The sequence below is a fragment of the Streptomyces marianii genome, assembly GCF_005795905.1.
Taxonomy (GTDB): domain Bacteria; phylum Actinomycetota; class Actinomycetes; order Streptomycetales; family Streptomycetaceae; genus Streptomyces; species Streptomyces marianii.
The window spans coordinates 2,217,501-2,239,657 of record NZ_VAWE01000001.1; the positions used below are offsets into that span (position 1 = coordinate 2,217,501).

Annotated in this window: 19 protein-coding genes; 8 read left to right on the forward strand and 11 right to left on the reverse strand. The window is 72.2% G+C overall.

Translation table 11 applies throughout. The features are described 5' to 3' along the window. Nucleotides 1–272: 272 nt before the first annotated feature. The 3 genes from FEF34_RS09780 to FEF34_RS09790 form a co-directional block, all read right to left on the reverse strand. Nucleotides 273–1,433 (reverse strand): EamA family transporter, encoded by a 1,161-nt coding sequence (locus tag FEF34_RS09780; protein WP_234042349.1) that lies wholly within the window; start codon nucleotides 1,431–1,433, stop codon nucleotides 273–275. 459 nt (nucleotides 1,434–1,892) lie between these two features. Next, a complete protein-coding gene (locus FEF34_RS09785) occupies nucleotides 1,893–3,464 on the reverse strand; it encodes a PucR family transcriptional regulator (RefSeq protein ID WP_138052815.1) in 1,572 nt (523 codons plus the stop codon). Between the two features lie 102 nt (nucleotides 3,465–3,566). Beyond that, nucleotides 3,567–5,663, reverse strand: a complete 2,097-nt coding sequence (locus FEF34_RS09790; protein ID WP_138052816.1) for a type IV secretory system conjugative DNA transfer family protein — start codon at nucleotides 5,661–5,663, stop codon at nucleotides 3,567–3,569. Between the two features lie 540 nt (nucleotides 5,664–6,203). On the opposite strand from FEF34_RS09790, the gene gabT reads away from it, so the two are divergent. Both gabT and FEF34_RS44195 read left to right on the forward strand, forming a co-directional pair. Then, on the forward strand, nucleotides 6,204–7,538 hold the full coding sequence (gene gabT, locus FEF34_RS09795) for a 4-aminobutyrate--2-oxoglutarate transaminase (RefSeq protein WP_138052817.1): 1,335 nt from the start codon (nucleotides 6,204–6,206) through the stop codon (nucleotides 7,536–7,538). Between the two features lie 448 nt (nucleotides 7,539–7,986). After that, nucleotides 7,987–8,523, forward strand: coding sequence for a phosphatase PAP2 family protein (locus FEF34_RS44195; RefSeq protein WP_407698269.1), 537 nt, complete (start codon nucleotides 7,987–7,989; stop codon nucleotides 8,521–8,523). Nucleotides 8,524–8,696: 173 nt separating this feature from the next. Here the strand turns inward: FEF34_RS44195 and FEF34_RS09810 are convergent, their stop codons facing one another. The 7 genes from FEF34_RS09810 to FEF34_RS09840 all read right to left on the reverse strand — a co-directional run bounded on the left by FEF34_RS09810 (nucleotide 8,697) and on the right by FEF34_RS09840 (nucleotide 16,642). After that, complete coding sequence (locus FEF34_RS09810) at nucleotides 8,697–9,188, reverse strand: bifunctional DNA primase/polymerase (RefSeq protein ID WP_138052819.1); 492 nt, start codon at nucleotides 9,186–9,188, stop codon at nucleotides 8,697–8,699. 259 nt (nucleotides 9,189–9,447) lie between these two features. After that, nucleotides 9,448–10,860, reverse strand: coding sequence for an NAD(P)/FAD-dependent oxidoreductase (locus FEF34_RS09815; protein ID WP_138052820.1), 1,413 nt, complete (start codon nucleotides 10,858–10,860; stop codon nucleotides 9,448–9,450). A gap of 20 nt (nucleotides 10,861–10,880) precedes the next feature. Continuing rightward, nucleotides 10,881–11,693: an ABC transporter permease gene (locus tag FEF34_RS09820; RefSeq protein WP_138052821.1), complete on the reverse strand. Its 813-nt coding sequence runs from the start codon at nucleotides 11,691–11,693 to the stop codon at nucleotides 10,881–10,883. Next, nucleotides 11,693–12,628 carry an ABC transporter permease gene (locus FEF34_RS09825; protein ID WP_138052822.1) on the reverse strand — a complete coding sequence of 312 codons (936 nt, stop codon included), beginning with the start codon at nucleotides 12,626–12,628 and terminating at the stop codon, nucleotides 11,693–11,695. The genes FEF34_RS09820 and FEF34_RS09825 overlap by 1 nt, the downstream gene beginning before the upstream one ends. Next, nucleotides 12,625–13,776, reverse strand: a complete 1,152-nt coding sequence (locus tag FEF34_RS09830) for an ABC transporter ATP-binding protein (protein ID WP_138052823.1) — start codon at nucleotides 13,774–13,776, stop codon at nucleotides 12,625–12,627. Before FEF34_RS09830 ends, FEF34_RS09825 begins: the two co-directional genes overlap by 4 nt. Before the next feature lie 47 nt (nucleotides 13,777–13,823). Then, on the reverse strand, nucleotides 13,824–15,074 hold the full coding sequence (locus FEF34_RS09835; RefSeq protein ID WP_138052824.1) for an ABC transporter substrate-binding protein: 1,251 nt from the start codon (nucleotides 15,072–15,074) through the stop codon (nucleotides 13,824–13,826). A gap of 53 nt (nucleotides 15,075–15,127) precedes the next feature. Next, on the reverse strand, nucleotides 15,128–16,642 hold the full coding sequence (locus FEF34_RS09840) for a gamma-aminobutyraldehyde dehydrogenase (protein ID WP_138052825.1): 1,515 nt from the start codon (nucleotides 16,640–16,642) through the stop codon (nucleotides 15,128–15,130). A gap of 175 nt (nucleotides 16,643–16,817) precedes the next feature. On the opposite strand from FEF34_RS09840, the gene FEF34_RS09845 reads away from it, so the two are divergent. After that, entirely contained in the window at nucleotides 16,818–17,390 is a 573-nt protein-coding gene (locus FEF34_RS09845; RefSeq protein ID WP_138052826.1) for an NADAR family protein, read from the forward strand. Nucleotides 17,391–17,485: 95 nt separating this feature from the next. Here the strand turns inward: FEF34_RS09845 and FEF34_RS09850 are convergent, their stop codons facing one another. Continuing rightward, on the reverse strand, nucleotides 17,486–18,217 hold the full coding sequence (locus FEF34_RS09850) for a DUF4190 domain-containing protein (protein ID WP_138052827.1): 732 nt from the start codon (nucleotides 18,215–18,217) through the stop codon (nucleotides 17,486–17,488). 106 nt (nucleotides 18,218–18,323) lie between these two features. On the opposite strand from FEF34_RS09850, the gene FEF34_RS09855 reads away from it, so the two are divergent. The 5 genes from FEF34_RS09855 (at nucleotide 18,324) to FEF34_RS09875 (ending at nucleotide 22,087) form a co-directional block, all read left to right on the forward strand. After that, on the forward strand, nucleotides 18,324–19,349 hold the full coding sequence (locus FEF34_RS09855) for an adenosine deaminase (RefSeq protein ID WP_138052828.1): 1,026 nt from the start codon (nucleotides 18,324–18,326) through the stop codon (nucleotides 19,347–19,349). 10 nt (nucleotides 19,350–19,359) lie between these two features. Further along, on the forward strand, nucleotides 19,360–20,067 hold the full coding sequence (locus FEF34_RS09860) for a glycerophosphodiester phosphodiesterase (protein WP_138052829.1): 708 nt from the start codon (nucleotides 19,360–19,362) through the stop codon (nucleotides 20,065–20,067). Further along, the gene (locus FEF34_RS09865; RefSeq protein ID WP_138052830.1) at nucleotides 20,064–20,864 is read left to right on the forward strand and encodes an SAM-dependent methyltransferase; all 801 of its coding nucleotides are present in this window, start codon (nucleotides 20,064–20,066) and stop codon (nucleotides 20,862–20,864) included. The genes FEF34_RS09860 and FEF34_RS09865 overlap by 4 nt, the downstream gene beginning before the upstream one ends. Nucleotides 20,865–21,146: 282 nt before the next feature. Then, a complete protein-coding gene (locus tag FEF34_RS09870) occupies nucleotides 21,147–21,509 on the forward strand; it encodes a DUF1304 domain-containing protein (RefSeq protein WP_138052831.1) in 363 nt (120 codons plus the stop codon). Further along, the gene (locus tag FEF34_RS09875) at nucleotides 21,506–22,087 is read left to right on the forward strand and encodes a TetR/AcrR family transcriptional regulator (RefSeq protein ID WP_138052832.1); all 582 of its coding nucleotides are present in this window, start codon (nucleotides 21,506–21,508) and stop codon (nucleotides 22,085–22,087) included. Before FEF34_RS09870 ends, FEF34_RS09875 begins: the two co-directional genes overlap by 4 nt. The last annotated feature ends 70 nt before the right edge of the window (nucleotides 22,088–22,157 follow it).

A 22,157-nucleotide genomic window follows, 5' to 3' on the forward strand; every position in this document is an offset into this window, starting at 1 on the left:
GGTTGCCTCTTCTCACACGTTAGGGCGGCCGGGCCGGAACATGGGTTGTCCGCGTTGGAGTGGTCGGCCGGATCGCCCTGCCGCTTTGGCGAGTGCGCGGACTCTGCTGCCCAATTCCGGGGCAACTCCGACACGCGGACCATGACCTGCGACAACGCGGTGACCGTCGCGGCCTTCCCGGCATGACTCTGCTGCTCAGCCGAATTGAGCAGCAGAGTCTGCGCGGGGCTCCCGTCGCCCGCCGCCCGGGGATGCGCGGGGCCCCGCAGGCGTCAGCGGCGGCGTTCAGTACTGACGATCAGGCAGACGCCGGCCACCACGACCGCGCCGCCGACGACGATCGGCCAGGTCAGCCGCTCCCCGAGGATCAGCGCGCCGAGGAGTACGGCGACCACCGGGTTGACGTAGGCGTAGGTGGCCACGAGCGAGAGCGGGGCGGAGTGCAGCAGCCAGGCGTACGCCGTGAACGCGATCAGCGAGCCGAAGACGACCAGATAGGCGAGGGCGGTCCAGGAGCGGCCGGAGACCTCGGCGAGCGCGAAGCCCCGCTGTTCACCGCGGCCCAGGCCGACGAGCAGACAGCCGATGCCGCCCGCGACCATCTCGTAGGCGCTCGCGGCGAACGGGTTGGCCGGCATGGGGACGCGGGAGGAGAAGAAGGAGCCCACCGACCACATGACGGTCCCGGCGATCACGGTCAGCACACCCCAGAGGCGGACGTCGCCGCTCAGCCCCGGCAGGGTCAGCACGGCGAGCCCCGCGAGCCCGAGGAGGACGCCGCCGTAGGCCCCGGTGCCGGGCCGCTCACCGGAGGCCCGCCGCAGGACGACCACCCAGGCCGGGACGACGGCGACCAGCAGCGCGGCGAGTCCGGAGGGGACGGCCGTCTCGGCGAGGACCACGAGCCCGTTGCCGCCGAGGAGCAGCAGCAACCCGACCACGGCGGCGGAGAGCAGTTGAGCGCGGGTGGCACGCAGCGCAGACGGCCCCTGGCGCCAGGCGACGATCGCGGCGAGGAGCAGCCCGGCGGCGACGAACCGCGCTCCGGCCGAGAGGAACGGCGGCATGGTCTCCACGGCCACGCGGATGCCGAGGTACGTGGACCCCCACACGACGTAGACGATGGCGAGCGCTGCCCAGACCGGCCCTGATATCCGGCGGCCGGACGCGGGCACGGACGCGGAGTCGACGGCGGATGCGGCTCCGGCTTCGGCTCCGGCTTCGGCTCCGGCTTCGGCTTCGGAGCGGAGGGCGGCAGCGGGGCCGGCTCCCGCTTCCGTGCCGGGTGGGGTGCCGGGTGAGATGCCCGCTTCCGCGCCGGGTGGGGTGCCCGCTTCGGAGGCGGGACGGGCAGGGGGTCTGCTCGCGCGGGGCGAGCCGGAAGTGGGGTTGCCGGGAGTGGGGTTGCCGGCGTCTGCCGCGGGTTGTGTCATCGGTCCTTCCCGTCTCGTGGACGGCCGGACGGATGTCTCCCCCGCCCGACTGGTGATCACGAGGGTGGACCTTAGGCAGTTCGGCGACCGAACACCATGTTTTCTGCCCGATTCCGGGCAGCAGAGAGGGAATTTATCTGCGGCGGATCACACAGAGCGGCGGTCTACCTGGCCGCGGCTCCTGACCGGGTGGCTCCACGGGACGGCGGTCGAGGCGGCCGGTGACCGAGGGCCAGCGGCCCCGGCCTCTGCCCCGGGCCGGCCCCATGGCCCGGGGGCGAGCCGTCGGCTCCGGGCAGGGGCAACACGGCTCCGAACCGTCAGCCCCGGACAGGGGCAACACGACCCCGAACCGTCAGCCCCGGACAGGGGCAACACGACCCCGAACCGTCAGCCCCGGACAGGCGCAACACGACCCCGAACCGTCAGCCCCGGACAGGCGCAACACGACCCCGAACCCTACTCCGGGGCCGGAGCCGGCAGCGGGGTCTCGGTCGCCTTGAGGGCCAGCCAGAGCTCCATGCGCACGTCCGGGTCGTCCAGGGAGCGGCCGAGGATCTCCTCGACGCGCCGCATGCGGTAGCGCAGGGTGTGGCGGTGGACGCCCAGGTCGGCCGCGGCCGCGTCCCACTGGCCGTGGCGGGAGAGCCAGGCGCGCAGGGAGGCCACGAGGTCGCCGCGGCCGGTCGCGTCGTGCTCCCGCAGGGCTCGCAGCATCCCGTCGGCGAAGGCGCGCACCGCGTCGTCCGCGAGCAGCGGCAGCACGGAGCCGGTCGCGAGCTCCTCGTGCTCGACGAGCGCCCGGCCCCGCCTGCGGGCGACGGAGAGGGCCTGCTCGGCCTGCTTGTACGCCGTGGCGGCTGCGATCGGGCCCGCCGGCGCGGACATCCCGACGACCACCCCCGCCTCCTCCGTCTCGCGTTCGGTGTACGGATCGCACGCGAGCGCGACCGCTCCCCCGTCGGCAGCGAGGACCACCAGCCTGCCGTCGCTCTCCCACACGGTCAGCACGGGCTCTCCGGCCCGGGCGGCGGTCGCCTCCAGCGCTTCGGCGAACGAGTGCAAGGGATGCTCGGCCGCCGGGTCCGGTTCGCCGGACAGTTCGGCGACGAGCAGCCGGAACGGGGCGTCCAGGAGCCCTCCGTACAGGTCCCCGGCGACCGTCCTGGCGTGGTCCGGCTGGCCGGAGAGCATCATCCTGAGCACCGCCGCGCCGAGCCGCTGCTCGGCGGCCTGCAGCGAACGCGACCGTTCCGTCGCGAGCGTCAGCAGGGCCACCGCGGAGTGCACGGCGTAGCGCTCGGCGGTGCCGAGCGGCGCTCCGGTGCCGACCGCGAGCGCGCCGCGGACCCGCCGCCCGGTGCCCAGCGACTGGAGTTCGACGCGGTCCTCCGTACCGCCGACGACCGCGCTGGCGGGAGCGGGGCGTTCCCGCAGGCGCTCCACGTCGCCCGTGATCCGGGCCGCGCGCCGGACGGCCCATTCGGGCGCGGCGGCGACGACGGCACCGGAGGCGTCGTAGAGCGCGGCCCAGCCGTCCACGTGTGCGGCGAGCCTGGTGAGCAGGGCCGCGGGCCCCTCGGCGAGCGCGGCCCGTGTCAGCTCCCGCTGGGCCTCGAAGCCGGCGGTGACGGCTCGGTACTGATCAGCCGCGATGGCCGCGGAAACCGCCTTGCTGATGGCCAGGAAAGGCGTGCGCCGGGGCACTTCGAGGAGGGGGAAGTCCTCGGCCGCGGCCGCCTCCAGCAACGCGTCCGGGATGTCGTCGTAGTTGACCCCGACGGCGAAGCCCAGCCCGGCGACACCCGCACCCGCGAGCCGCCGCACGTAGCGGCGCATCGCCTCCCGGTCGGCGGCGTCGAGGGTCATCGCGGTGACGAGCAGCAGCTCGCCGCCCTCCATGTACGGCACGGGGTCCGCCAGCTCGCTGGCGTGCACCCAGCGCACGGGGGTTCCCAGACGGTCCTCCCCGGCGCGTACGGCCAGCTTGAGCGCGGAGTGCTGGACGAGGGAAGCGAGGGTGACCGGCATGGGACCGCGGACTTTCGGCAGAGGTTGGATAGTTCTGGGCCTATTTCGCCGTCCCGTATGAACGGCATAGCTCGATTCTGCCACCGCGTACGGGTACTCGGCTCAGTTCCGCATATCCACCAGGAGCGGCGGGGTGTGCTCGCCTCGGACCGACGTCAGGGAGAGCACGGCGTGCCCGGCCGGCATGGAGTGCGCCAGCTCGGAGGCCGACCAGCGCTCCCTCTCGACCTCACGGACCGTCACCGCCTCGGCCGTCGCGGCCTTGCCCGTCACGACCCGGCGCATGAAGTGCAGGGCCTTGGTCAGCGGCTCGTCGGAGATGATCTGCCGGTTGGTCACGTCCTTGGTCTGCACCCATTCCTTGCCCCAGGACTCGGCGAACCGGCCGCCGTCCCAGGGCCCGATCCCGGCGAACGCCATCCGGCAGCCGACCGCGCCCAGCAGCGGTCCGCGCAACGCCTCCGGCACGTCCTCCAGGGTCCGCAGCGTCAGCACCACCCCGGCGTGCGCGGATCGCAGCCGCTGCACGGCCCTGACCGAGTCGGGCGTGACCGTGTGGGTGGCGTCGTCCAGAACCAGGCAGGCGAACAGCGAGCGGTCCGAGCGGCTGAGGGCGGCCTCGGTGAACTGGGCGAGGACGAGCCGGGCGATGATCCGTGACGCCTCGGCGTGGCCCCGTTCCGGGAGGTCGATCCGTACCCTCAGCGGGTGCTCGACGGCCCGCAACGAGAACTGCCGGCCAGGCGCGCCGGTACGGAAGAACCCGGCGAACGCAGGACGGTCGAGGTACCCGATCCGCTCCGCGAGCAGCACCCCGATGTCGTCCGCACGCTCCGACTGCCGTGCCCGCGCGTCCAGTTCCCTCAGCTGCGCCGCCTCGCCCACGGCCTGCAGGGCGGCACGCAGCCCGTCCAGCGCCCCGGGCACGCCACCGAGGAGGTCGCGCAGTTCGGGCACCGCCGGGAAACGGCCGTGGACGCCTCGGTACGGCCCGATGAGCTGCGCGAGGGCGGTGGCGGCCCGCCGGCCGTCGGCCGAAAGGTCCCCGACGAGCGCCTCGGCGAGGTTCCGGGCGGCCTCGTCGGGGTCGTCGCTGCCGCCGTAGAGGTCGAGGTCGTGCGTGGAATCCGGCCGGCCAGGGGCGATGACCAGGTCGAACGCGTCGTCGGGGGCCAGCGCCGTGCCGTGCGCGGTGACGGCGACGACGGCGGCACGGTTCGCCAGCGCCTGCAGGCACATGGCCTCCACCACGGGCCGCACGAGCCGCACGGTCTTCCCCGACCCGGACGGCCCGACGGCGAGCAGCGAGGTGCCGAGCAGCGCGGGTTCGAGGGCGACTCCGGTGGTGCGGCGGGCGTAGGGGTTGCGGGGGTGGTCGGCGGCGGTGCCGATCCTGACCTGGTTCGCGGCGAGGTCGTGCACGGCGGTGCGCACCGGCAGATCCCGTGCCCCGGAAGGATGCGCACAGGCCGCCGCGCCCTCGGCGCGGACCACGTCGGTGAAGGCCGCCAGCCGCTCGGGCCTGGCCCGCACCCCCTGCCAGGCGCGGCGGATCCGCGCGTAGTCGACGTCGCCGAGCGAGCCGCTGCGTGTCGCCTCGGCGAGGGTGCGGGCCGTGTCGTCCAGCCCCGAGGTGCGCAGGTCCGGCCAGTCGGCGGGGTCCTCCCGCGGCGGGGGTGGCGGGGCGGGCACGTCCCTCTTGCGCGAGTAGCGGCGCCAGATCTCCGGCACATGGCCGATCCGGGCGAAGAAGACGAGCAGCCCGCCGCCGACGAGGGCGTAGTACACGTAGCTCGCCGTCGCCCACAGGGACGGGTCGGCACGCCAGGAGTCCGGGGTGAGCACGAGCAGCGGCCAGAGCCAGTAGCGGCCGAGGTAGCCGTTCCACAGCAGTGACCAGAGCAGCCAGCCCGCGAGCAGGGCGATCAGCGCGCCCGCGAAGAGCCTCCTCGCCGGGACGGGCTCCGGCTCCTCCGTCGGGCGCGGCCGGTGCCCCAACCGCCAGACGCCCGGTTCGGCGTCGGGCCGCGGGGTGCGCAGCCAGTCGGCCACGGAGGCGCGGGCCGCCGGGGCGCGGGACGGCACCGGCGGGGCGGCGGACGGCATCGGTGGCGGGCCCGCGGGACGCGGGACGGGCCGTGCGCTGCCGGTGCCGCCCGATCGGGCTCCGCGTGCGTCGTACGTGCCTTCGGTCTCCATGAACCCCTGCCCCCTGACCAGCCAGGTCCGCGCGTCTGTGCCACCGTCAATCTAGTGCCCGTCGCCGGGGAGTTCAGCGATCCCGCACCGCGAGCGCGGCGGCCGGTGCGGGCACGGCCGGGAGCCGCGCCCACCGCCGCGGGCGGGGCCTGCGGGGAAGCGGTCACCGCCCGGCCCGCGCGTGGCCGGCACGGCGGGCCGGCGGCGGCCGGGACACGCCCGCTCCTCCGCGTCTCCCGGCCGGGTCCGCTCCTCGGCGGCACGCCTCTCCCGGCAGGGCGCCTCCCACCGACTGCGCCCGGGGCGGCCCGGCCGGCCGCTCTCCCCGGCCCCGCGCCGGAACCGCGCTCCAGGGCACCGCACGCCCGCACCACGCCGCCCCCGCACCGCACGCCCGCACCCCGCCGCCCCCGGCTCTATGTCCGTCACGGACAAGGACACACCCCCACCACTACCGAACGGAGCATGCCGGACCCCCTGACCCGGACCTAGCCTGCGAAGAAAGAAGAAGTGCGTCCGGAAACACCCCCAGGAGCCCTCATGAGCGCGATTCCGCAGGAGCGCCGCGTCGTCACCGCCATCCCCGGTCCCAAGTCGCAGGAGCTGCAGGCCCGCCGTCTCTCCGCGGTCGCGGGCGGCGTGGGCTCCGTGCTGCCGGTGTTCACCGCCCGCGCCGGCGGCGGCATCATCGAGGACGTCGACGGCAACCGTCTGATCGACTTCGGGTCCGGTATCGCCGTGACCACCGTGGGCGCCTCCGCCGAGGCCGTCGTACGCCGGGCTTCCGCGCAGCTCGCGGACTTCACCCACACCTGTTTCATGGTCACGCCCTACGAGGGCTACGTCGAGGTCTGCGAGGCGCTGGCCGAGCTCACCCCGGGCGACCACGCCAAGAAGTCGGCGCTGTTCAACTCCGGCGCCGAGGCCGTCGAGAACGCCGTCAAGATCGCGCGGTCCTACACCAAGCGCCAGGCCGTCGTCGTCTTCGACCACGGCTACCACGGCCGCACCAACCTCACCATGGCGCTGACCGCGAAGAACATGCCGTACAAGAACGGCTTCGGCCCCTTCGCCCCCGAGGTCTACCGCGTCCCGGTCGCCTACGGCTACCGCTGGCCCACCGGCCCGGACAACTGCGGCCCCGAGGCCGCCGCCCAGGCCATCGACCAGATCACCAAGCAGATCGGCGCGGACAACGTCGCCGCGGTCATCATCGAGCCGGTCCTCGGCGAGGGCGGCTTCATCGAGCCGGCCAAGGGCTTCCTCCCGGCGATCGCACAGTTCGCCAAGGACAACGGAATCGTCTTCGTCGCGGACGAGATCCAGTCCGGCTTCTGCCGCACCGGCCAGTGGTTCGCCTGCGAGGACGAGGGCATCGTCCCGGACCTGATCACGACCGCCAAGGGCATCGCCGGCGGTCTGCCGCTGTCCGCCGTCACCGGCCGCGCCGAGATCATGGACGCCGCGCACGCGGGCGGCCTCGGCGGCACCTACGGCGGAAACCCGGTCGCCTGCGCCGGAGCGCTCGGAGCCATCGAGACCATGCGCGAGCAGGACCTCAACGGCAAGGCCAAGCGCATCGAGGAGGTCATGAAGGGCCGCCTGTCCTCGATGGCGGAGAAGTTCGACATCATCGGCGACATCCGCGGCCGCGGCGCCATGATCGCCATCGAGCTGGTCAGGGACCGCGCCACCAAGGAGCCGAACCCGGAGGCCGCCGGCGCCCTCGCCAAGGCCTGTCACGCGGAGGGCGTCCTCGTGCTCACCTGCGGCACCTACGGCAACGTGCTCCGCTTCCTGCCCCCGCTGGTGATCGACGAGGACCTGCTGAACGAGGGTCTGGACGTCATCGAGTCGGCGCTCGCGGGGGTCTGAGCGGGTCGGGCGGGGTGTAACCGCCCGTAATCGCGCGCTCTCTGTGAAGAACGTGTGGGGGGCCAATGGCGGGATGGCATTCCGGCTGTCGGTCCCCCCTCCTGCTGCCGTACGGTTTCCGCAGATGAGAGAGACACCCCGCTCGCAGGGAACTGCGGGCGACTCCATGGCGTGGCCTCCCCAGCCCCGCCTTGGCCGTGCCCGCGCGCACACCACCGGAGCCTCGTGCTCCGGATCTCCTCTCCGATCGGATGGCCGCCCGCCCCAAACCCCCCGGGGCGCGCGGCAAACCGGTCCTCACGGCCGCCCCGGAACCACCCCCCCTGTTCCGGGGCGGCCGACCCCCCTCTTCGGCTTCCGCGGACTCGATCCCCTCGGCCCGCTCAGCCGCCCCGCCGTCGTCGCGGCCCTGTGCGCCGCCCTCTTCGGCCTGATCACCTGGCAGGTCGTGGGCCACGGGCCGCTGCGCGCACTGGACGAACGCATCGACCGCGCTCTCGTGGGCGAGGGCCCCGCGGGCCTCACCGAAGTCCTCGCCGATCTCGGCAACCTGCAGGTCGCTCTGCCGGTTCTGGCCGCGGCCGTCGGCCTGGCACTGTACCGGCGCCGACGGGTCCCCGCGGCGGCGGTCGCCGTCGCCATGGCTCTCGTACCGGCGCTGGTGGCGCCACTGAAGGAGCTGACCGACCGGCCCGGCCCGCTGACCCCGGAGACGGGCTACTTCCCGTCTGGCCACGCCGCGACCGCGATGGTGGCGTACGCCGGCGCCGCCCTCCTCGTCGGCCGACGGGCGATGCCCGCCGCCGTGCTGCTCACCGTGGCGACGGGCGTCGGTCTGGTGCTGCGCGGCTACCACTGGCCTCTGGACGTCCTCGGCAGCTGGTCTCTCTGCGGGGTGCTGCTGGCCGGTGCGGTCCTGGTCAGTTCCAGGGACGGACGTCGAAGTGGCGCCGGAACTCCCAGCCGCCGAACCGGTCCCGGTTGATCGACCAGGTCATCAGTCCCGCAGCGCGGGCCAGGTGCCGTGCGACTGGTAGGAGCCGCAGCACGCCCTAGGCGGACGATGTGCCCGTTTCCGGCCGTGGCGGTCGCTGGGAGGCCGGTGGCGACCCGGCCGGGGCGGAGGGGGGAGATCAAGGCCTCCCCCCTGCCCTCGACTCACTCCCGCGCGCGGCCGGCGGCGACGGCCGCGGCCTCGTGCATCGACAGCTCCAGCAGCGCCGGGTCGGTGAGGGTTCCCGAGCCGTCCGGGAGAACCACCCAGCGCACGCCCCCGGCGGTGCGCCCCGGATACGGCAGCACCACCCAGGCGCCGGGCCCCGCGGCGTGGGTGCCCGTGCCGACCCAGCGCTCCGAGGAGCCCGGCGGCACGAAGAAGCCCATGCGCGGCGCCGGGTTGCGGCCGCGCCGGGCGGCACCGAAGTGGGCGAGGACCGGTCCCGGCCGGTCCGTGAGCCGCGTCAGGACGTCCAGCGTCGGTCCGGCGATCCTGCCGGGCAGGACGAGCACGTCCCAGTGCCTGCCCGTAGGGAACAGGGCGACACCCCTCGGGTCGCTCTCCCACCGCCTGCGCCAGTCGTCGGGGTCGGGCGCCGCCGACACCAGCCAGTCCACGCCCGCGCCGACCCCCTGGCCCCCGGTTTCCTTCATCTCCCACAGCCTCCGTTCCGTGCGCCTCGCCGCGTGCGCGGTCCGTGCGTCCACCCGGTCAGAGCGGGGAGGGCCCGCGCCATGACGCGGGTTCGGGCAGCCGGTGGAGGGATTTCTCCGGGACCGGCCGGAGACACGGGACGGGGACACGGGAGGCGGACACGGGAGGGGACGCCGACCGAGGCGCGATCGGGACACGGCACCGGAATGGGACGCGGTACGGCCGGGCCCCTCGGGGCCCGGCCGTACGGCGGACGTGTCAGCTGTCGAAGCCCAGGCCGAGGCGGTCCATCGTCCTCAGCCACAGATTGCGCCGGCCGCCGTGGGCGTCGGCGCGGGCCAGCGACCACTTGGTGATGCCGATCCCCGCCCAGGCCACCGGCTCCGGCGGGAAGGGCAGCGGCTTCCTGCGGACCATCTCCAGCCCGGTGCGCTCGGTCTGCTCTCCGGCGAGCAGATCGAGCATCACGTCGGCGCCGAAGCGGGTGGCGCCGACGCCGAGTCCGGTGTAGCCGGCGGCGTAGGCGACCCTTCCGCCGTGCGCGGTGCCGAAGAACGCCGAGAAACGCGAGCAGGTGTCGATCGCGCCACCCCAGGCGTGGGTGAAGCGCAGGCCCTCCAGCTGCGGGAAGCACTCGAAGAACTGGCCCGCCAGTTTCAGGTACGTCTCCGGCCGGTGGTCCATCTCGGCGGAGACCTTCCCCCCGTACGGGTAGATGGCGTCGTAGCCGCCCCACAGGATCCGGTCGTCGGCGGTGATCCGGAAGTAGTGGAACTGGTTGGCGCTGTCGCCGAGGCCCTGCCGGTTGCGCCAGCCGATCGCGGCACGCTGCTCGGGCGAGAGCGGTTCGGTCATCAGGGCGTAGTCGTACACCGGGACGGTGTACGGGCGGATCCGCTTGACCAAGGACGGGAAGACGTTCGTGCCGAGGGCGACCCGGCGGGCGAGAACCCGGCCGTAGGACGTGCGCACGGCCATGCCGGCGCCGGCGGAGGAGAGGCCGAGGGCCCGGGTGTTCTCGTAGATCCTGACGCCGAGGCCGAGACAGGCCCGCTTGAGGCCCCAGGCCAGCTTGGCCGGGTGGAGCATGGCCACCCCCTCCCGGTCCCACAGGCCGCCGAGGAAGGTCGGGGAGTCCACCTCGGCACGCACGGCGTCGCGGTCGAGCAGTTCCAGACCGCCGAAGCCGAGCCGACCGGCCTCCTCGTGCATCTCGCGGAGCTCGTCGAGCTGGTGGGGCTCGGTCGCCACGTCGATCTCGCCGGTGCGCTCGAAGTCGCAGTCGATGCCGTGGCGGGCGACGGCGTCCTCGATGGCGTCGAGGTTCCGCGCGCCGAGTTCCTCCAGCCTGGCCATGTCGTCCGGCCAGCGGGCCAGGCCGTTGGCGAGCCCGTGGGTCAGGGAGGCGGCGCAGAAGCCGCCGTTGCGGCCCGAGGCGGCCCAGCCCACCTCGCGGCCCTCGATCAGGACGACGTCCCGCAGCGGGTCGCGCTCCTTGGCGAGGAGCGCGGTCCACAGTCCGCTGTAGCCGCCGCCGACGACGAGCAGATCGGTCTGCTCGTCGCCGGTGAGGGCGGGCAGCGGGGCGGGCTTGCCGGGGTCTTCCAGCCAGAAGGGGACGGGCTGGGCGTCGGAGAGTGATGAGGCAAAGGTCATGGCTGCTGGGGCCATGGTTTCCACTCCTTCGGGTGCTACTTGGGCAGTGCGGTCTTCCTCCGCCGGCCGCTGATGATCTGGCCGGCGACGACGACGATGACCGCCAGGGCGAACATGGCCGTACCGATGACGTTGATCTGGACGGGCGTGCCGCGCTGGGCCGAGCCCCAGACGAACATCGGGAAGGTGACGGTGTTGCCCGAGTTGAAGTTGGTGATGATGAAGTCGTCGAACGAGAGGGCGAAGGCGAGCATCGCGCCCGCGGCGATGCCGGGCGCGGCGATCGGCAGCGTGACCCTCAGGAAGGTCTGCACGGGCCCCGCGTAGAGGTCCTTGGCCGCCTCCTCCAGCTTCGGGTCCATCGACATCACCCGTGCCTTGACCGCCACCACGACGAAGCTGAGGCAGAACATGGTGTGCGCGATGAGGATGGTCGTCGGGCCCAGCTCCGCCCCCAGGTTGAGGAAGAGCGTCAGCAGGGAGGCCGCCATGACGACCTCGGGCATCGCCATGGGCAGGAAGATCAGGGAGTTGATCGCCCCGCGGGCCCGGAAGCGGTAGCGGACGAGCGCGAAGGCGATCATCGAGCCGAGGACCGTGGCGCCGATCGTCGCCCACAGCGCGATCCACAGGGACAGGCTGAGCGAGTCGCACACGCCGGCGACGCCGCACGGGTCCTGCCACGCGTCGGTGGAGAACTCCCGCCAGGAGTAGTTGAAACGCCCGGCCGGCTTGTTGAAGGAGAACACCATCACGATGACGTTCGGCAGGACCAGGTACGCGAGCGTGAGCACGCCCGCGATCACCACCAGGTTGCGCCGTATCCACGTCGTTGAGATTCGCAGCATCAGACGAGATCCTCCGTACCGGCCCGGCGGATGTAGACCGTCACCATGATCAGCACGATGGCCATGAGAATGAACGACAGCGCGGCCGCGGTCGGGTAGTCGAGCACCCGCAGGAACTGCGACTGGATGACGTTGCCGACCATCCGGGTGTCCGTGGAGCCGAGCAGTTCGGCGTTGACGTAGTCGCCGCTCGCCGGGATGAAGGTCAGCAGCGTCCCGGAGACGACGCCCGGCATCGACAGCGGGAAGGTCACCTTGCGGAAGACCGTCGACGGCCTCGCGTAGAGGTCCCCCGCCGCCTCGTGGAGCCGCGGGTCGATCCGCTCCAGCGAGGTGTAGAGCGGCAGGATCATGAACGGCAGGAAGTTGTACGTCAGACCGGTGACCACCGCGAGCGGGGTGGCCAGCACCCGGTTCCCCTCGGTCATCCCCAGCCAGCTGGTGACGTCGAGGAAGCCGACGGTGTTGAGGACGTCCACCACCGGGCCGCCGTCCGCGAGGATCGTCTTCCAGGCGAGCGTCCGGATCAGGAAGCTGGTGAAGAACGGCGCGATGACGAGCACGAGCAGCAGATTGCGCCACCGTCCCGCCCTGAACGCGATGAGGTACGCCAGCGGATAGCCGAGCAGCAGGCACAGGATCGTGGCCGTACCCGCGTACAGCACCGACCGCAGGAACTGCGGGTAGTACTCGCTCAGGGCGTCCCAGTACGTCTGGAAGTGCCAGGTGACCTGGTAGCCCTCCTCCAGGGAGCCGGTCTGCACGGACGTCGAGGCCTGGTAGACCAGCGGCAGGGCGAAGAAGACCAGAAGCCACAGGATGCCCGGCAGCAGCAGCCAGTAGGGCACGAGCTTCCGGCGCACCGGCTGCTTGCGCGGTACCGGCCCCGTCCCGGCCGGGGCGGGCGAGGCGGGGGGTGCCTCGGTGACGGTCATGCTGTCTCCTCCACCGTCTCCACGCCCGCGTCTATGTCCTGGGCGGCGTCGAGGCCGAACGTGTGCTCCGGGTTCCAGTGCAGGACGACCTCGGCACCGGGTACCAGGCGCGGGTCCCGCTCGACGTTCTGCACGTACACCTCCAGCTCGGGGCAGACCGGGCTGTCGATGACAAACTGGGTCGAGACGCCGATGAAGCTGGAGTCCGCGATCTTGCCGGTGAACCGGTTGCGGCCCTCGGTGATCTCACCGGCGTCGTCGGCGTGCGCCAGGGATATCTTCTCGGGCCGTACCCCCACGAGGAGCTTGCCCCCGGCACGGGGCAGGGTGGCGCAGCGCGCGGACGGCAGCCTCAGCTTGGCGTCGGCGGCGGTGACGACCACCTGGCCGCCTGCGGCCTCCGCGACCTCGGCCTCGATGAGGTTGGAGGTGCCGAGGAAGTTGGCCACGAACGTCGTCTGCGGGTTCTCGTAGAGGTCGGAGGGGGCGCCCAGCTGCTCGACCCGGCCCCCGTTCATCACCGCGACCGTGTCGGCCATGGTCATGGCCTCCTCCTGGTCGTGGGTGACGTGGACGAAGGTGATGCCGACCTCGGTCTGGATGCGCTTGAGCTCCAGCTGCATCTGGCGGCGCAGCTTGAGGTCGAGCGCGCCGAGCGGCTCGTCCAGCAGCAGCACCTGCGGGTGGTTGATGAGCGCGCGGGCGACGGCGACGCGCTGCTGCTGCCCGCCGGAGAGCTGATGGGGCTTGTGCTTGGCCTTGTCGCCGAGCTGGACGAGCTCCAGCATCTCGTCGACCTGCTTCTTCACGGACTTGATGCCGCGGCGGCGGAGCCCGAAGGCGACGTTCTCGTGGATGGTCAGGTGCGGGAAGAGGGCGTAGCTCTGGAAGACGGTGTTCACCGGCCGCTTGTACGGCGGGAGGTCGGTGACGTCCTTGTCGCCGAGGAAGACGGAACCGGTGGTCGGGTCCTCCAGGCCGGCGATCATCCGCAGAGTGGTGGTCTTGCCGCAGCCGGAGGCGCCGAGGAGGGCGAAGAACGAGCCCTCGGGGACGGTCAGGTCCAGCGGGTGCACGGCCGTGAACGAGCCGTAGGTCTTGCTGATCCCGGTGAGGCGGACGTCTCCGCCCGCTGTCTTGTCATTCATGGATCGCGGTCCCAGGTGTCGAGAGGGGAGCAGGGAAGCAGGAACGGTCAGGCGCCGATGAGCTTGGCGAACTTCTCTTCGTACGCCGTCTCTTCCTCGCTGCTGAGCGAGCGGAAGGCATGGGACTTCGCGGCCATGGCCTTGTCCGGGAGGATCAGCGTGTTCTTGGCGAGCTCCGGGTCGATCTTGGCGAGTTCGGGGCCGACGCCTTCGACCGGGCAGACGTAGTTGATGTAGGCGGCGAGCTCGGCCGCGACCGGGAGCTCGTAGTAGTAGTCGATGAGCTTCTCGGCGTTGGTCTTGTGCCGGGCCCTGGCCGGGACCAGCAGGTTGTCGCTGGAGGTCATGTAGCCGGCGTCGGGGATGACGAACTCGATGTCGGGGTTGTCCACCCGGAGCTGGACGAGGTCCCCGGCCCAGGCCAGACAGGCGGCGATGTCGCCCTTGTCCAGGTCAGAGGTGTAGTCGTTGCCGGTGAAGCGGCGGATCTGCTTGGTGTCGACGGCCCGCTGGAGCTTCGCGATCGCCGCGTTGTAGTCGTCGCCGGTGACCTTGCCCGGGTCCTTGCCCATGTCGAGGAGGGTCATCCCGACGGTGTCGCGCATCTCGGAGAGACAGGCGACCCGGCCGCGCAGCGACTTGTCCTCCAGCAGCTGGGAGACGCTCTCGATCTTCCGGCCGCCGGTCGCCTTGGAGTTGTAGGCGATGACGGTGGAGATGCCGGTCCAGGGGTACGAGTAGGCCCGCCCGGGGTCCCAGTCCGGGCTCCGGAACTGCGGCGACAGATGGGCGTACGCGTTCGGCAGGTTGGCGGGGTCGAGCTTCTGCGCCCAGCCGAGGCGGATGATGCGGGCCGCGAGCCAGTCGGTGACGTTGATCAGGTCGCGCCCGGTGTCCTGGCCGGCGGCGAGCTGCGGCTTGATCTTCCCGAAGAACTCGACGTTGTCGTTGATGTCCTCGGTGTACTTGACGCTGATCCCGGTGCGTTTGGTGAACGCGTCGAGCGTCGGGCGGCTCTTCTCGTCCTCGCTGATGTCGATGTACTGGGTCCAGTTGGAGAAGGTGATCCGCTTCTCCTCGGCCGAGTGGTCGTCGGAGGCCGCCGCTCCTGCGCCCTCGCGCTTGGCGGGCGGGATGCCGCAGGCGTTCAGCGCGCCCATGCCACCTATGGTGAGCGCGCCTACGCCCGTCGCTCGCAGCAGCGAGCGACGGGAGAGCGCGCCCCGGCCGTTCGTCAAGCTCCGCCGCATAGCGGCCAGCTGGGCCTCCGAGAGGCGCTCGGGCTGGTACTGCTTCATGCGCTGTGTTGCCTTTCGGGATGGGTCGCCGTCGGTCGTAACGGCTGTGGCTGCTATCGGTCCCCGAAGATCGTGCGGTGCCAGTCCTTCCTGGCTACCGCGGTGTTGTCGTACATCACATGCTTGACCTGCGTGTACTCCTCGAAGGAGTACACCGACATGTCCTTTCCGAACCCGCTGGCCTTGTAGCCGCCGTGGGGCATCTCACTGATGATCGGGATGTGGTCGTTGACCCATACGCAACCCGCCTTGATCTCGCGGGTGGCGCGGCCCGTCCGGTACACGTCACGGCTCCAGGCGGAGGCGGCGAGCCCGTACGGGGTGTCGTTGGCGAGCGCGATGCCCTCGTCGTCGGAGTCGAAGGGCAGGACCACCAGGACGGGGCCGAAGATCTCGGACTGGACGACCTCGCTGTCCTGGGCGGCGCCGGAGATCAGCGTGGGCAGGTAGTAGGCGCCCTTCGCCAGGTCGCCGCCGGGTGCCCTGCCGCCGGTGACCACGGTGGCGTACGAACGGGCGCGGTCGACGAAGCCGGCGACCCGGTCGCGCTGGGTGTGCGAGACGAGCGGGCCGAGGTCGGTGGACGGGTCGAAGGGGTCGCCGAGCCGGACGGTCGCCATCAGGTCGGCGACTCCGGCGACGAAGGCGTCGTGGAGCGGGCGCTGGACGTAGGCGCGGGTGGCCGCGGTGCAGTCCTGACCGCTGTTGATCAGCGCACCGGCGACCGCCCCGTGCACCGCGGCGTCGAGGTCCGCGTCGTCGAACACGACGAACGGGGCCTTGCCGCCGAGCTCCAGGTGGAGCCGCTTGACGGTGGCCGTGGCGACCTCGGCGACCCGCTTGCCGACGGGGGTCGAGCCGGTGAAGGAGGTCATGGCCACGTCCGGGTGCGCGACCAGGTGCTCGCCCGCTTCCCTGCCGGTGCCGGTGACGATGTTGAGGACGCCGTCGGGGATGCCCGCCTCGGTGGCGGCCGCGGCGAACATCAGCGAGGTCAGCGGGGTGATCTCGGCGGGCTTCAGGACGATGGTGTTGCCCGCGGCGATGGCCGGGAGCACCTTCCAGGCAGCCATCTGGAGCGGGTAGTTCCAGGGCGCGACGGAGCCGACGACACCGATCGGCTCCCGGCGTACGTAAGAGGTGTGGTCGCCGCTGTACTCGCCCGCGGACTGGCCCTGGAGGTGGCGCGCGGCCCCCGCGAAGAAGGCGGTGTTGTCGACGGTCCCGGGGACGTCGAACTCCCTGCTCAGCTTGATCGGCTTCCCGCACTGCAGCGATTCCGCCCGGGCGAGGTCCTCGGCCTGCTCGGCGAGCACGGACGCGAACCGGTGCAGGGCGTCGGAGCGCTCGCCGGGCGTCGCGCCGGCCCAGCCGGGGAACGCCGCACGGGCAGCGGCGACGGCCGCATCGACGTCGTCGGTGCCCGCAAGGTCGTAGACGAGCACCTGCTCCCCGGTGGCGGGATCGACGATTGCGTGGTTACGTCCCGATGTGCCGGGGCGCAGCTCTCCGTCGATGTACTGTGCGCCGCCCTTGAAGCGGTCCTGCACCTGGAAGCGGTTGCCCATGACGCTCTCCGTAGTTCCAGATCGAAGTGAGTGCCGATCCTGACAGAGTCAAGCCTCGCCAACAAGGGATTCCGTAGTTGCCTTTTGGTTACGCGACGGATTCGGTCGACCATGTGTCGCGTCAGGAGGTGAATACCCGTACGGAGTGTCAGTGGCGGATGCCAGACTCGCCTGCATGAGGATCACCGACGTATCCGTCGAAGGGCTGACGCAGCAGGTCGGGAATGGTGGACGGGTCAAATATCTGCACTTCTGGGGCCACCGGCCGCGGCCCGACGGCGCCATCGGCGCCGGTTGTCTGAGCCAGTGGTGGCCGGCGCCGTTCACGGTTGACGGAATCGAGTATGCGACCGCCGAGCACTGGATGATGGCCCGCAAGGCCCGCCTCTTCGATGACGCGGAGGCGGAGGTCAGGGCCGTGGCGGCCGCGAGCCCGGCCCAGGCGAAGAAGGAGGGCCGGCTCGTGCGCGGCTTCAGCGACGTGACCTGGGAGCGCGAGCGCTTCGGCATCGTCGTCGAGGGCAACGTCCACAAGTTCTCGCAGCACCCGGAGCTGTCCGCGTTCCTGCTGAACACGGGCGAGCGGGTGCTGGTGGAGGCGAGCCCGATGGACCGCATATGGGGCATCGGCCTGGCAGCCGACGACGAGCGGGCGAACGACCCGGCGCGCTGGCGCGGGCTGAATCTGCTGGGCTTCGCGCTGATGGAGGTGCGGGAGCGGCTGAGGACGGGCCGGACGACGGAGTGAGGCGTCCCGGGGCCGCGGGCACGTCTCCCGGTGAGGTGGGCGGCGGCCTCGGCCCCGCGACGGGCCGGACCGGGCGGCGCGGGGGGCCGCCCGGTTCAGCGCGTCGCCGTGGCCACGGTCAGCGTCGTCGCCCAGGGGTCTTCCTCGGACCGCTCGAGGAAGTCCGGATCGTTGGCGACCGCCCAGATGACGAGGCCGAGGAAGGCGGCACCGACCACGATGCCGATCGCACCGAGGATGATCCCGGCGAGTGCCGTCCCGCCGTTGTTCGCCTCTCCGCGCCGGGCACGGGCGCGGCCGATGAAGCCGAAGATCAGTGCCAGGACGCCGAGGACGATCCCGAGCCCATAGAGGCAGAACCCCACGACGGCGATGATGCCGAGCACCAGCGCGGTGATCCCCATGCCGTTCGCCGGGGCCGGTGCCCACCCGCCGGCGCCGTAGCCGGGATAGCCCGGGTAGCCGGCGTGCGCCCCGTAGGACGATCCGCCGAACGTGCCGCCCGGTGCTCCGCCCGGGTAGCCGTACGGGCCCGGAGCCGTCTGCCCGGGGCCGCCCGGGGCGATCGGCGGCGGGGGCACGGCATTCCCGTCGCCTCCGGCGCCCGTCCCGGCAGCGGGGGCGGCGAACGGGTCGCCGGTCGGCACGGAGGTGACCGTGGGGTGGTCGTGGACGCCCGGAGGACCGCCCGGCCCGGACCGGTCCTCCTTGCCCAGCTCCACCTTGTTCTGCGGGTCCTGCGGGTCCTGCGGCGAGCGGCGCTCCGGCGGAGCCCACGGGTCCTCGGGCCCGTTCCCGCCCGGCCGCTGGTCGCTCTGGTCTGACATGAGGCTCCCCCATCGTGGACTTGTCATGCTACGGGCCGCTCCGCGCGCGGCCCGCCCCGCCTACGATGATCCCTGACCGGCACGGACAGCACACACGGAGGACCCGGTGACCGATCTGCTTCCCTTCATCGAGGGCCTTCCCAAGGCCGAGCTCCACGTGCACCACGTGGGCTCGGCGTCGCCGCGGATCGTGTCCGAGCTGGCGGCCCGGCACCCGGACACCAAGGTTCCCCTCGACCCCGGGACCCTCGCCGAGTACTTCACCTTCACCGACTTCGCGCACTTCGTCGAGGTCTACCTGTCGGTCGTGGACCTGGTCCGCACGCCCGACGACGTCCGCCTGCTGACGTTCGAGGTCGCCCGGGACATGGCCCGGCAGAACATCCGGTACGCGGAACTCACCGTGACCCCGTTCAGCTCGACCCGCCGCGGCATCCCCGAGCAGGGGTTCATGGAGGCGATCGAGGACGCCCGCAAGGCCGCCGAGACCGAGCTCGGCGTCCTGCTGCGCTGGTGCTTCGACATCCCCGGCGAGGCGGGCCTGGACGCCGCCGAGGAGACGGCCCGGCTGGCCGTCGACCTGCGCCCCGAGGGCCTGGTGTCGTTCGGTCTCGGCGGGCCCGAGATCGGCGTGCCCCGGCCGCAGTTCAAGCCGTACTTCGACCGCGCCATAGCCGCCGGGCTGCGATCCGTTCCGCACGCCGGCGAGACCACCGGACCGCAGACCGTCTGGGACGCGCTGAACGACCTGCGGGCGGAGCGCATCGGCCACGGCACCAGCGCCCCGCAGGATCCGGAGCTGCTGGCGTACCTCGCCGAACACCGGATCCCCCTGGAGGTCTGCCCGACCTCCAACATCGCCACCCGGGCCGTCGCCACGCTCGACGAGCACCCCGTCAGGGAGATGGTCGCGGCCGGCGTGCTCGTCACCGTCAACAGCGACGACCCGCCGATGTTCGGCACCGACCTCAACAACGAGTACGCGGTGGCCGCCCGGCTGCTCGAGCTGGACGAGCGGGGCGTCGCCGCCCTCGCGAAGAACGCCGTGGAGGCGTCGTTCCTCGACCCGTCCGGAAAGGCTCGGATCGCGGGCGAGATCGACGCGTACACCGAGCAGTGGCTCGCGAAGTGAGGCCCGCCCCATGCGCCGTGTCACGGTCGTAGGACACCGCGGCGATCCGTACGTCGCGCGGGAGAACACCCTGCCCTCGCTGCGGGCCGCGATCGACCGGGGCGCGGACGCCGTGGAGGTCGACGTCCGGCTGACCCGCGACGGTGTGCCCGTGCTGCTCCACGACGACACCCTCGAGCGGCTCTGGGGACACGACCGGCCGCTGGCCCGGCTCTCCCACGCGCAGCTCGACGGGCTGACCTCCGGCGGGGTGCCGACCCTCGAGGAGGCACTGGCGGCGGTCGGCGGCCACCGGCTCATGCTGGACCTGCCCGGCGCGGACGAGGCGGCCGTGCGCACGATCATCGGCGCGGTGCACGGGAGTGGCGCCGCCGACCGGGTCTACTACACGGGAGGTCCCGTCGGCATGCTCGCGGTCCGGGACACCGACCCGGACGCGGAGATCGCGCTGACCTGGACGACGCTCGCCCCACCGCGTCCCGTACTGCTCGCGTCGCTGCGGCCGCGCTGGCTCAACTACCGCTTCGGGCTGGTGAGCCGGGAGCTGGCGGACCGAGTCCACGCGAGCGGTTATCTGCTTTCCGTGTGGACCGCGGACACCCGTGGGACGATGCGCAGGCTCGTGGGTCGCGGAGTCGACTCGATCACCACGAACCGCGTGGACGCGCTCACCCGTGTCCTGCGGGGTTCCCGGACCGGGAGAGGACGCACGCCGTGACAGGGCCCGAGGACACCGGCCAGGACAGGATCCGCACCGACATCGCCCACAACGCCCGCGTCTGGAACTACTGGCTGGGCGGCAAGGACAACTACCTGATCGACCGTCAAGTGGGCGACACGGTCACCGGGATGTATCCGAGCATCGGCCATGTGGCGCGCGCCGACCGGGCGTTCCTCGGCCGCGTCGTGACGCATCTCGCCGGTGACGCCGGGGTGCGCCAGTTCCTCGACATCGGCACCGGACTGCCGACCGTGGACAACACCCACGAGGTCGCCCAGCGCATCGCCCCGTCCGCGCGGATCGTGTACGTCGACAACGACCCGATCGTGCTCTCCCACGCCCGCGCCCTCCTCACGAGCACCCCCGAGGGCCGCACCGAGTACGTCGACGCCGACGCCCACCGGCCCGGCGACATCCTCAGCGCCGCGGAGGGGACGCTCGACCTGTCGCAGCCGGTGGCCGTGATGATGCTCGGCATCCTGAACTTCGTCCTCGATACGGACGAGGCCCGCTCGATCGTCCGGCACGTCATGGACGCCGTTCCGTCCGGCAGTTTCCTCGCGCTCACCCACCCGACGCTGGAGCTCGGCGGCGAGGGCAACGCGGAGGCGATGGCGTTCTGGAACAAGAACGCGACACCGCCCATCACGGCCCGGACGCGTGCCGAGTTCGCGGGCTTCTTCGAAGGACTGGACCTGCTGGAGCCCGGCATCGTCTCCTGCGCCCGCTGGCGCGACGGCGGGGCGACCACCGTCGAGGTCGCGCAGTTCGGCGCGGTGGGGCGCAAGCGCTGACGCCCGTACGGACCGGTCGGCGCGCGCTTCCCGCTACGCCTGCAGAAGCCTCCGCGTCGACCGCCGCACCCACAGAGCCACCGTCAGCCTCAACACCCTCTTGCCAGGACCGAACAGCCCTTGACCTCACGGCCTTGCGCCACAGCGTGGCGCCCCTGGCCAGGCCCTGATGGACGGTGCGTCGAGCGGAAGACCGGGCACCGACACCTTGTTATTCATGGACGGGTGTCTATAATTCCTGGACAGCTGTCCAGAAAATCCAAGAAATGGGAGGAGCCCGTCGTGACCGCGACCGCTCATGTCCTCGTGGCGCTGGTGGCCGTACTGCACCTGTACTTCCTGGTGCTGGAGATGTTCCTGTGGGAACGGCCGCCCGGCCGGCGCCTGTCCGGCTTCGACGCGGAGACCGCGCGGGCCACCGCGCCCCTGGCTGCCAACCAGGGGCTCTACAACGGCTTTCTGGCCGCCGGGCTGGTCTGGGGCCTGGCGGCCGCGCCCCCGACGGGCCACCGGGTCCAGGTGTTCTTCCTCGTCTGCGTCGTGATCGCCGGGCTGTACGGCGGGGCCACCGCCAACCGCCGTATCTACGTCGCCCAGGCGCTCCCCGGCGCCCTGGCGCTGGCGGCAGTGTCGGCGGCGGGATGAACGGGGACCCCAGGACGGGGACGGGCGGGGACCCCAGGGCCGATCGGACCCGCGCCCGGCTGCGCGCCGCCCTCCTCGACGAGTGCCGGGAGCGGCCGCTGGCGGAGGTGAGCGTAGCGGGGCTGGTCCGGCGGGCCGGCCTGGGCCGGGCCACGTTCTATCTGCACTACCCGGACCTGGACGCCCTCGCGGTGGACGCCTGCGCGGAGATCGTCCGGGACGCGGTGGAGGCGCTGCACGCCTGGCGCGGGGTGCCGGATCCCGAGGACCCGCCGTCCGCGCTGACGGAGTTCTTCAGCGGCGTCGTCCCGCACGCCGCCCTGTACCGCGCCCTCCTCCGCGAGGGCGGCGGCGGCCCGCTCGGCGACCTCCTGCACCGCGAGCTGAGGGAGCGGAGCCGCCGTGAACGGGAGCTGGTGGGCGCGCCCGCCCCCGACCTGGTCGCCTCGGTCGTCGCGTCCGCCTTCACGGGCCTGCTCGCCGACTGGCTGCACGGCAGTGTCGACGCCGGCCCCGAGGACATGGCGGCCCGGGTCTGGCGCCTGCTGCTGGCGCTGCACACGACGCCGCTGGGCTGACCGCACACCGGTGGAGCGCCGCCCCGGGCGGTCCGAGGCCCGGGGTGTGCGCGAGGCCACCGGCGCCGAT

What these genes read in the sequence shown, in the direction of transcription:
- FEF34_RS09840 (WP_138052825.1), bottom strand. Translation starts at nt 16,642, where the DNA reads ATGGGCAACCGCTTCCAGGTGCAGGACCGCTTCAAGGGCGGCGCACAG.
- FEF34_RS09835 (WP_138052824.1), bottom strand. Translation starts at nt 15,074, where the DNA reads ATGAAGCAGTACCAGCCCGAGCGCCTCTCGGAGGCCCAGCTGGCCGCT.
- FEF34_RS09860 (WP_138052829.1), top strand. Translation starts at nt 19,360, where the DNA reads ATGCGCCGTGTCACGGTCGTAGGACACCGCGGCGATCCGTACGTCGCG.
- FEF34_RS09810 (WP_138052819.1), bottom strand. Translation starts at nt 9,188, where the DNA reads ATGAAGGAAACCGGGGGCCAGGGGGTCGGCGCGGGCGTGGACTGGCTG.
- FEF34_RS09785 (WP_138052815.1), bottom strand. Translation starts at nt 3,464, where the DNA reads ATGCCGGTCACCCTCGCTTCCCTCGTCCAGCACTCCGCGCTCAAGCTG.
- FEF34_RS09825 (WP_138052822.1), bottom strand. Translation starts at nt 12,628, where the DNA reads ATGACCGTCACCGAGGCACCCCCCGCCTCGCCCGCCCCGGCCGGGACG.
- FEF34_RS09830 (WP_138052823.1), bottom strand. Translation starts at nt 13,776, where the DNA reads ATGAATGACAAGACAGCGGGCGGAGACGTCCGCCTCACCGGGATCAGC.
- FEF34_RS09850 (WP_138052827.1), bottom strand. Translation starts at nt 18,217, where the DNA reads ATGTCAGACCAGAGCGACCAGCGGCCGGGCGGGAACGGGCCCGAGGAC.
- FEF34_RS09790 (WP_138052816.1), bottom strand. Translation starts at nt 5,663, where the DNA reads ATGGAGACCGAAGGCACGTACGACGCACGCGGAGCCCGATCGGGCGGC.
- FEF34_RS09815 (WP_138052820.1), bottom strand. Translation starts at nt 10,860, where the DNA reads ATGGCCCCAGCAGCCATGACCTTTGCCTCATCACTCTCCGACGCCCAG.
- gabT (WP_138052817.1), top strand. Translation starts at nt 6,204, where the DNA reads ATGAGCGCGATTCCGCAGGAGCGCCGCGTCGTCACCGCCATCCCCGGT.
- FEF34_RS09845 (WP_138052826.1), top strand. Translation starts at nt 16,818, where the DNA reads ATGAGGATCACCGACGTATCCGTCGAAGGGCTGACGCAGCAGGTCGGG.
- FEF34_RS09875 (WP_138052832.1), top strand. Translation starts at nt 21,506, where the DNA reads ATGAACGGGGACCCCAGGACGGGGACGGGCGGGGACCCCAGGGCCGAT.
- FEF34_RS09780 (WP_234042349.1), bottom strand. Translation starts at nt 1,433, where the DNA reads ATGACACAACCCGCGGCAGACGCCGGCAACCCCACTCCCGGCAACCCC.
- FEF34_RS09820 (WP_138052821.1), bottom strand. Translation starts at nt 11,693, where the DNA reads ATGCTGCGAATCTCAACGACGTGGATACGGCGCAACCTGGTGGTGATC.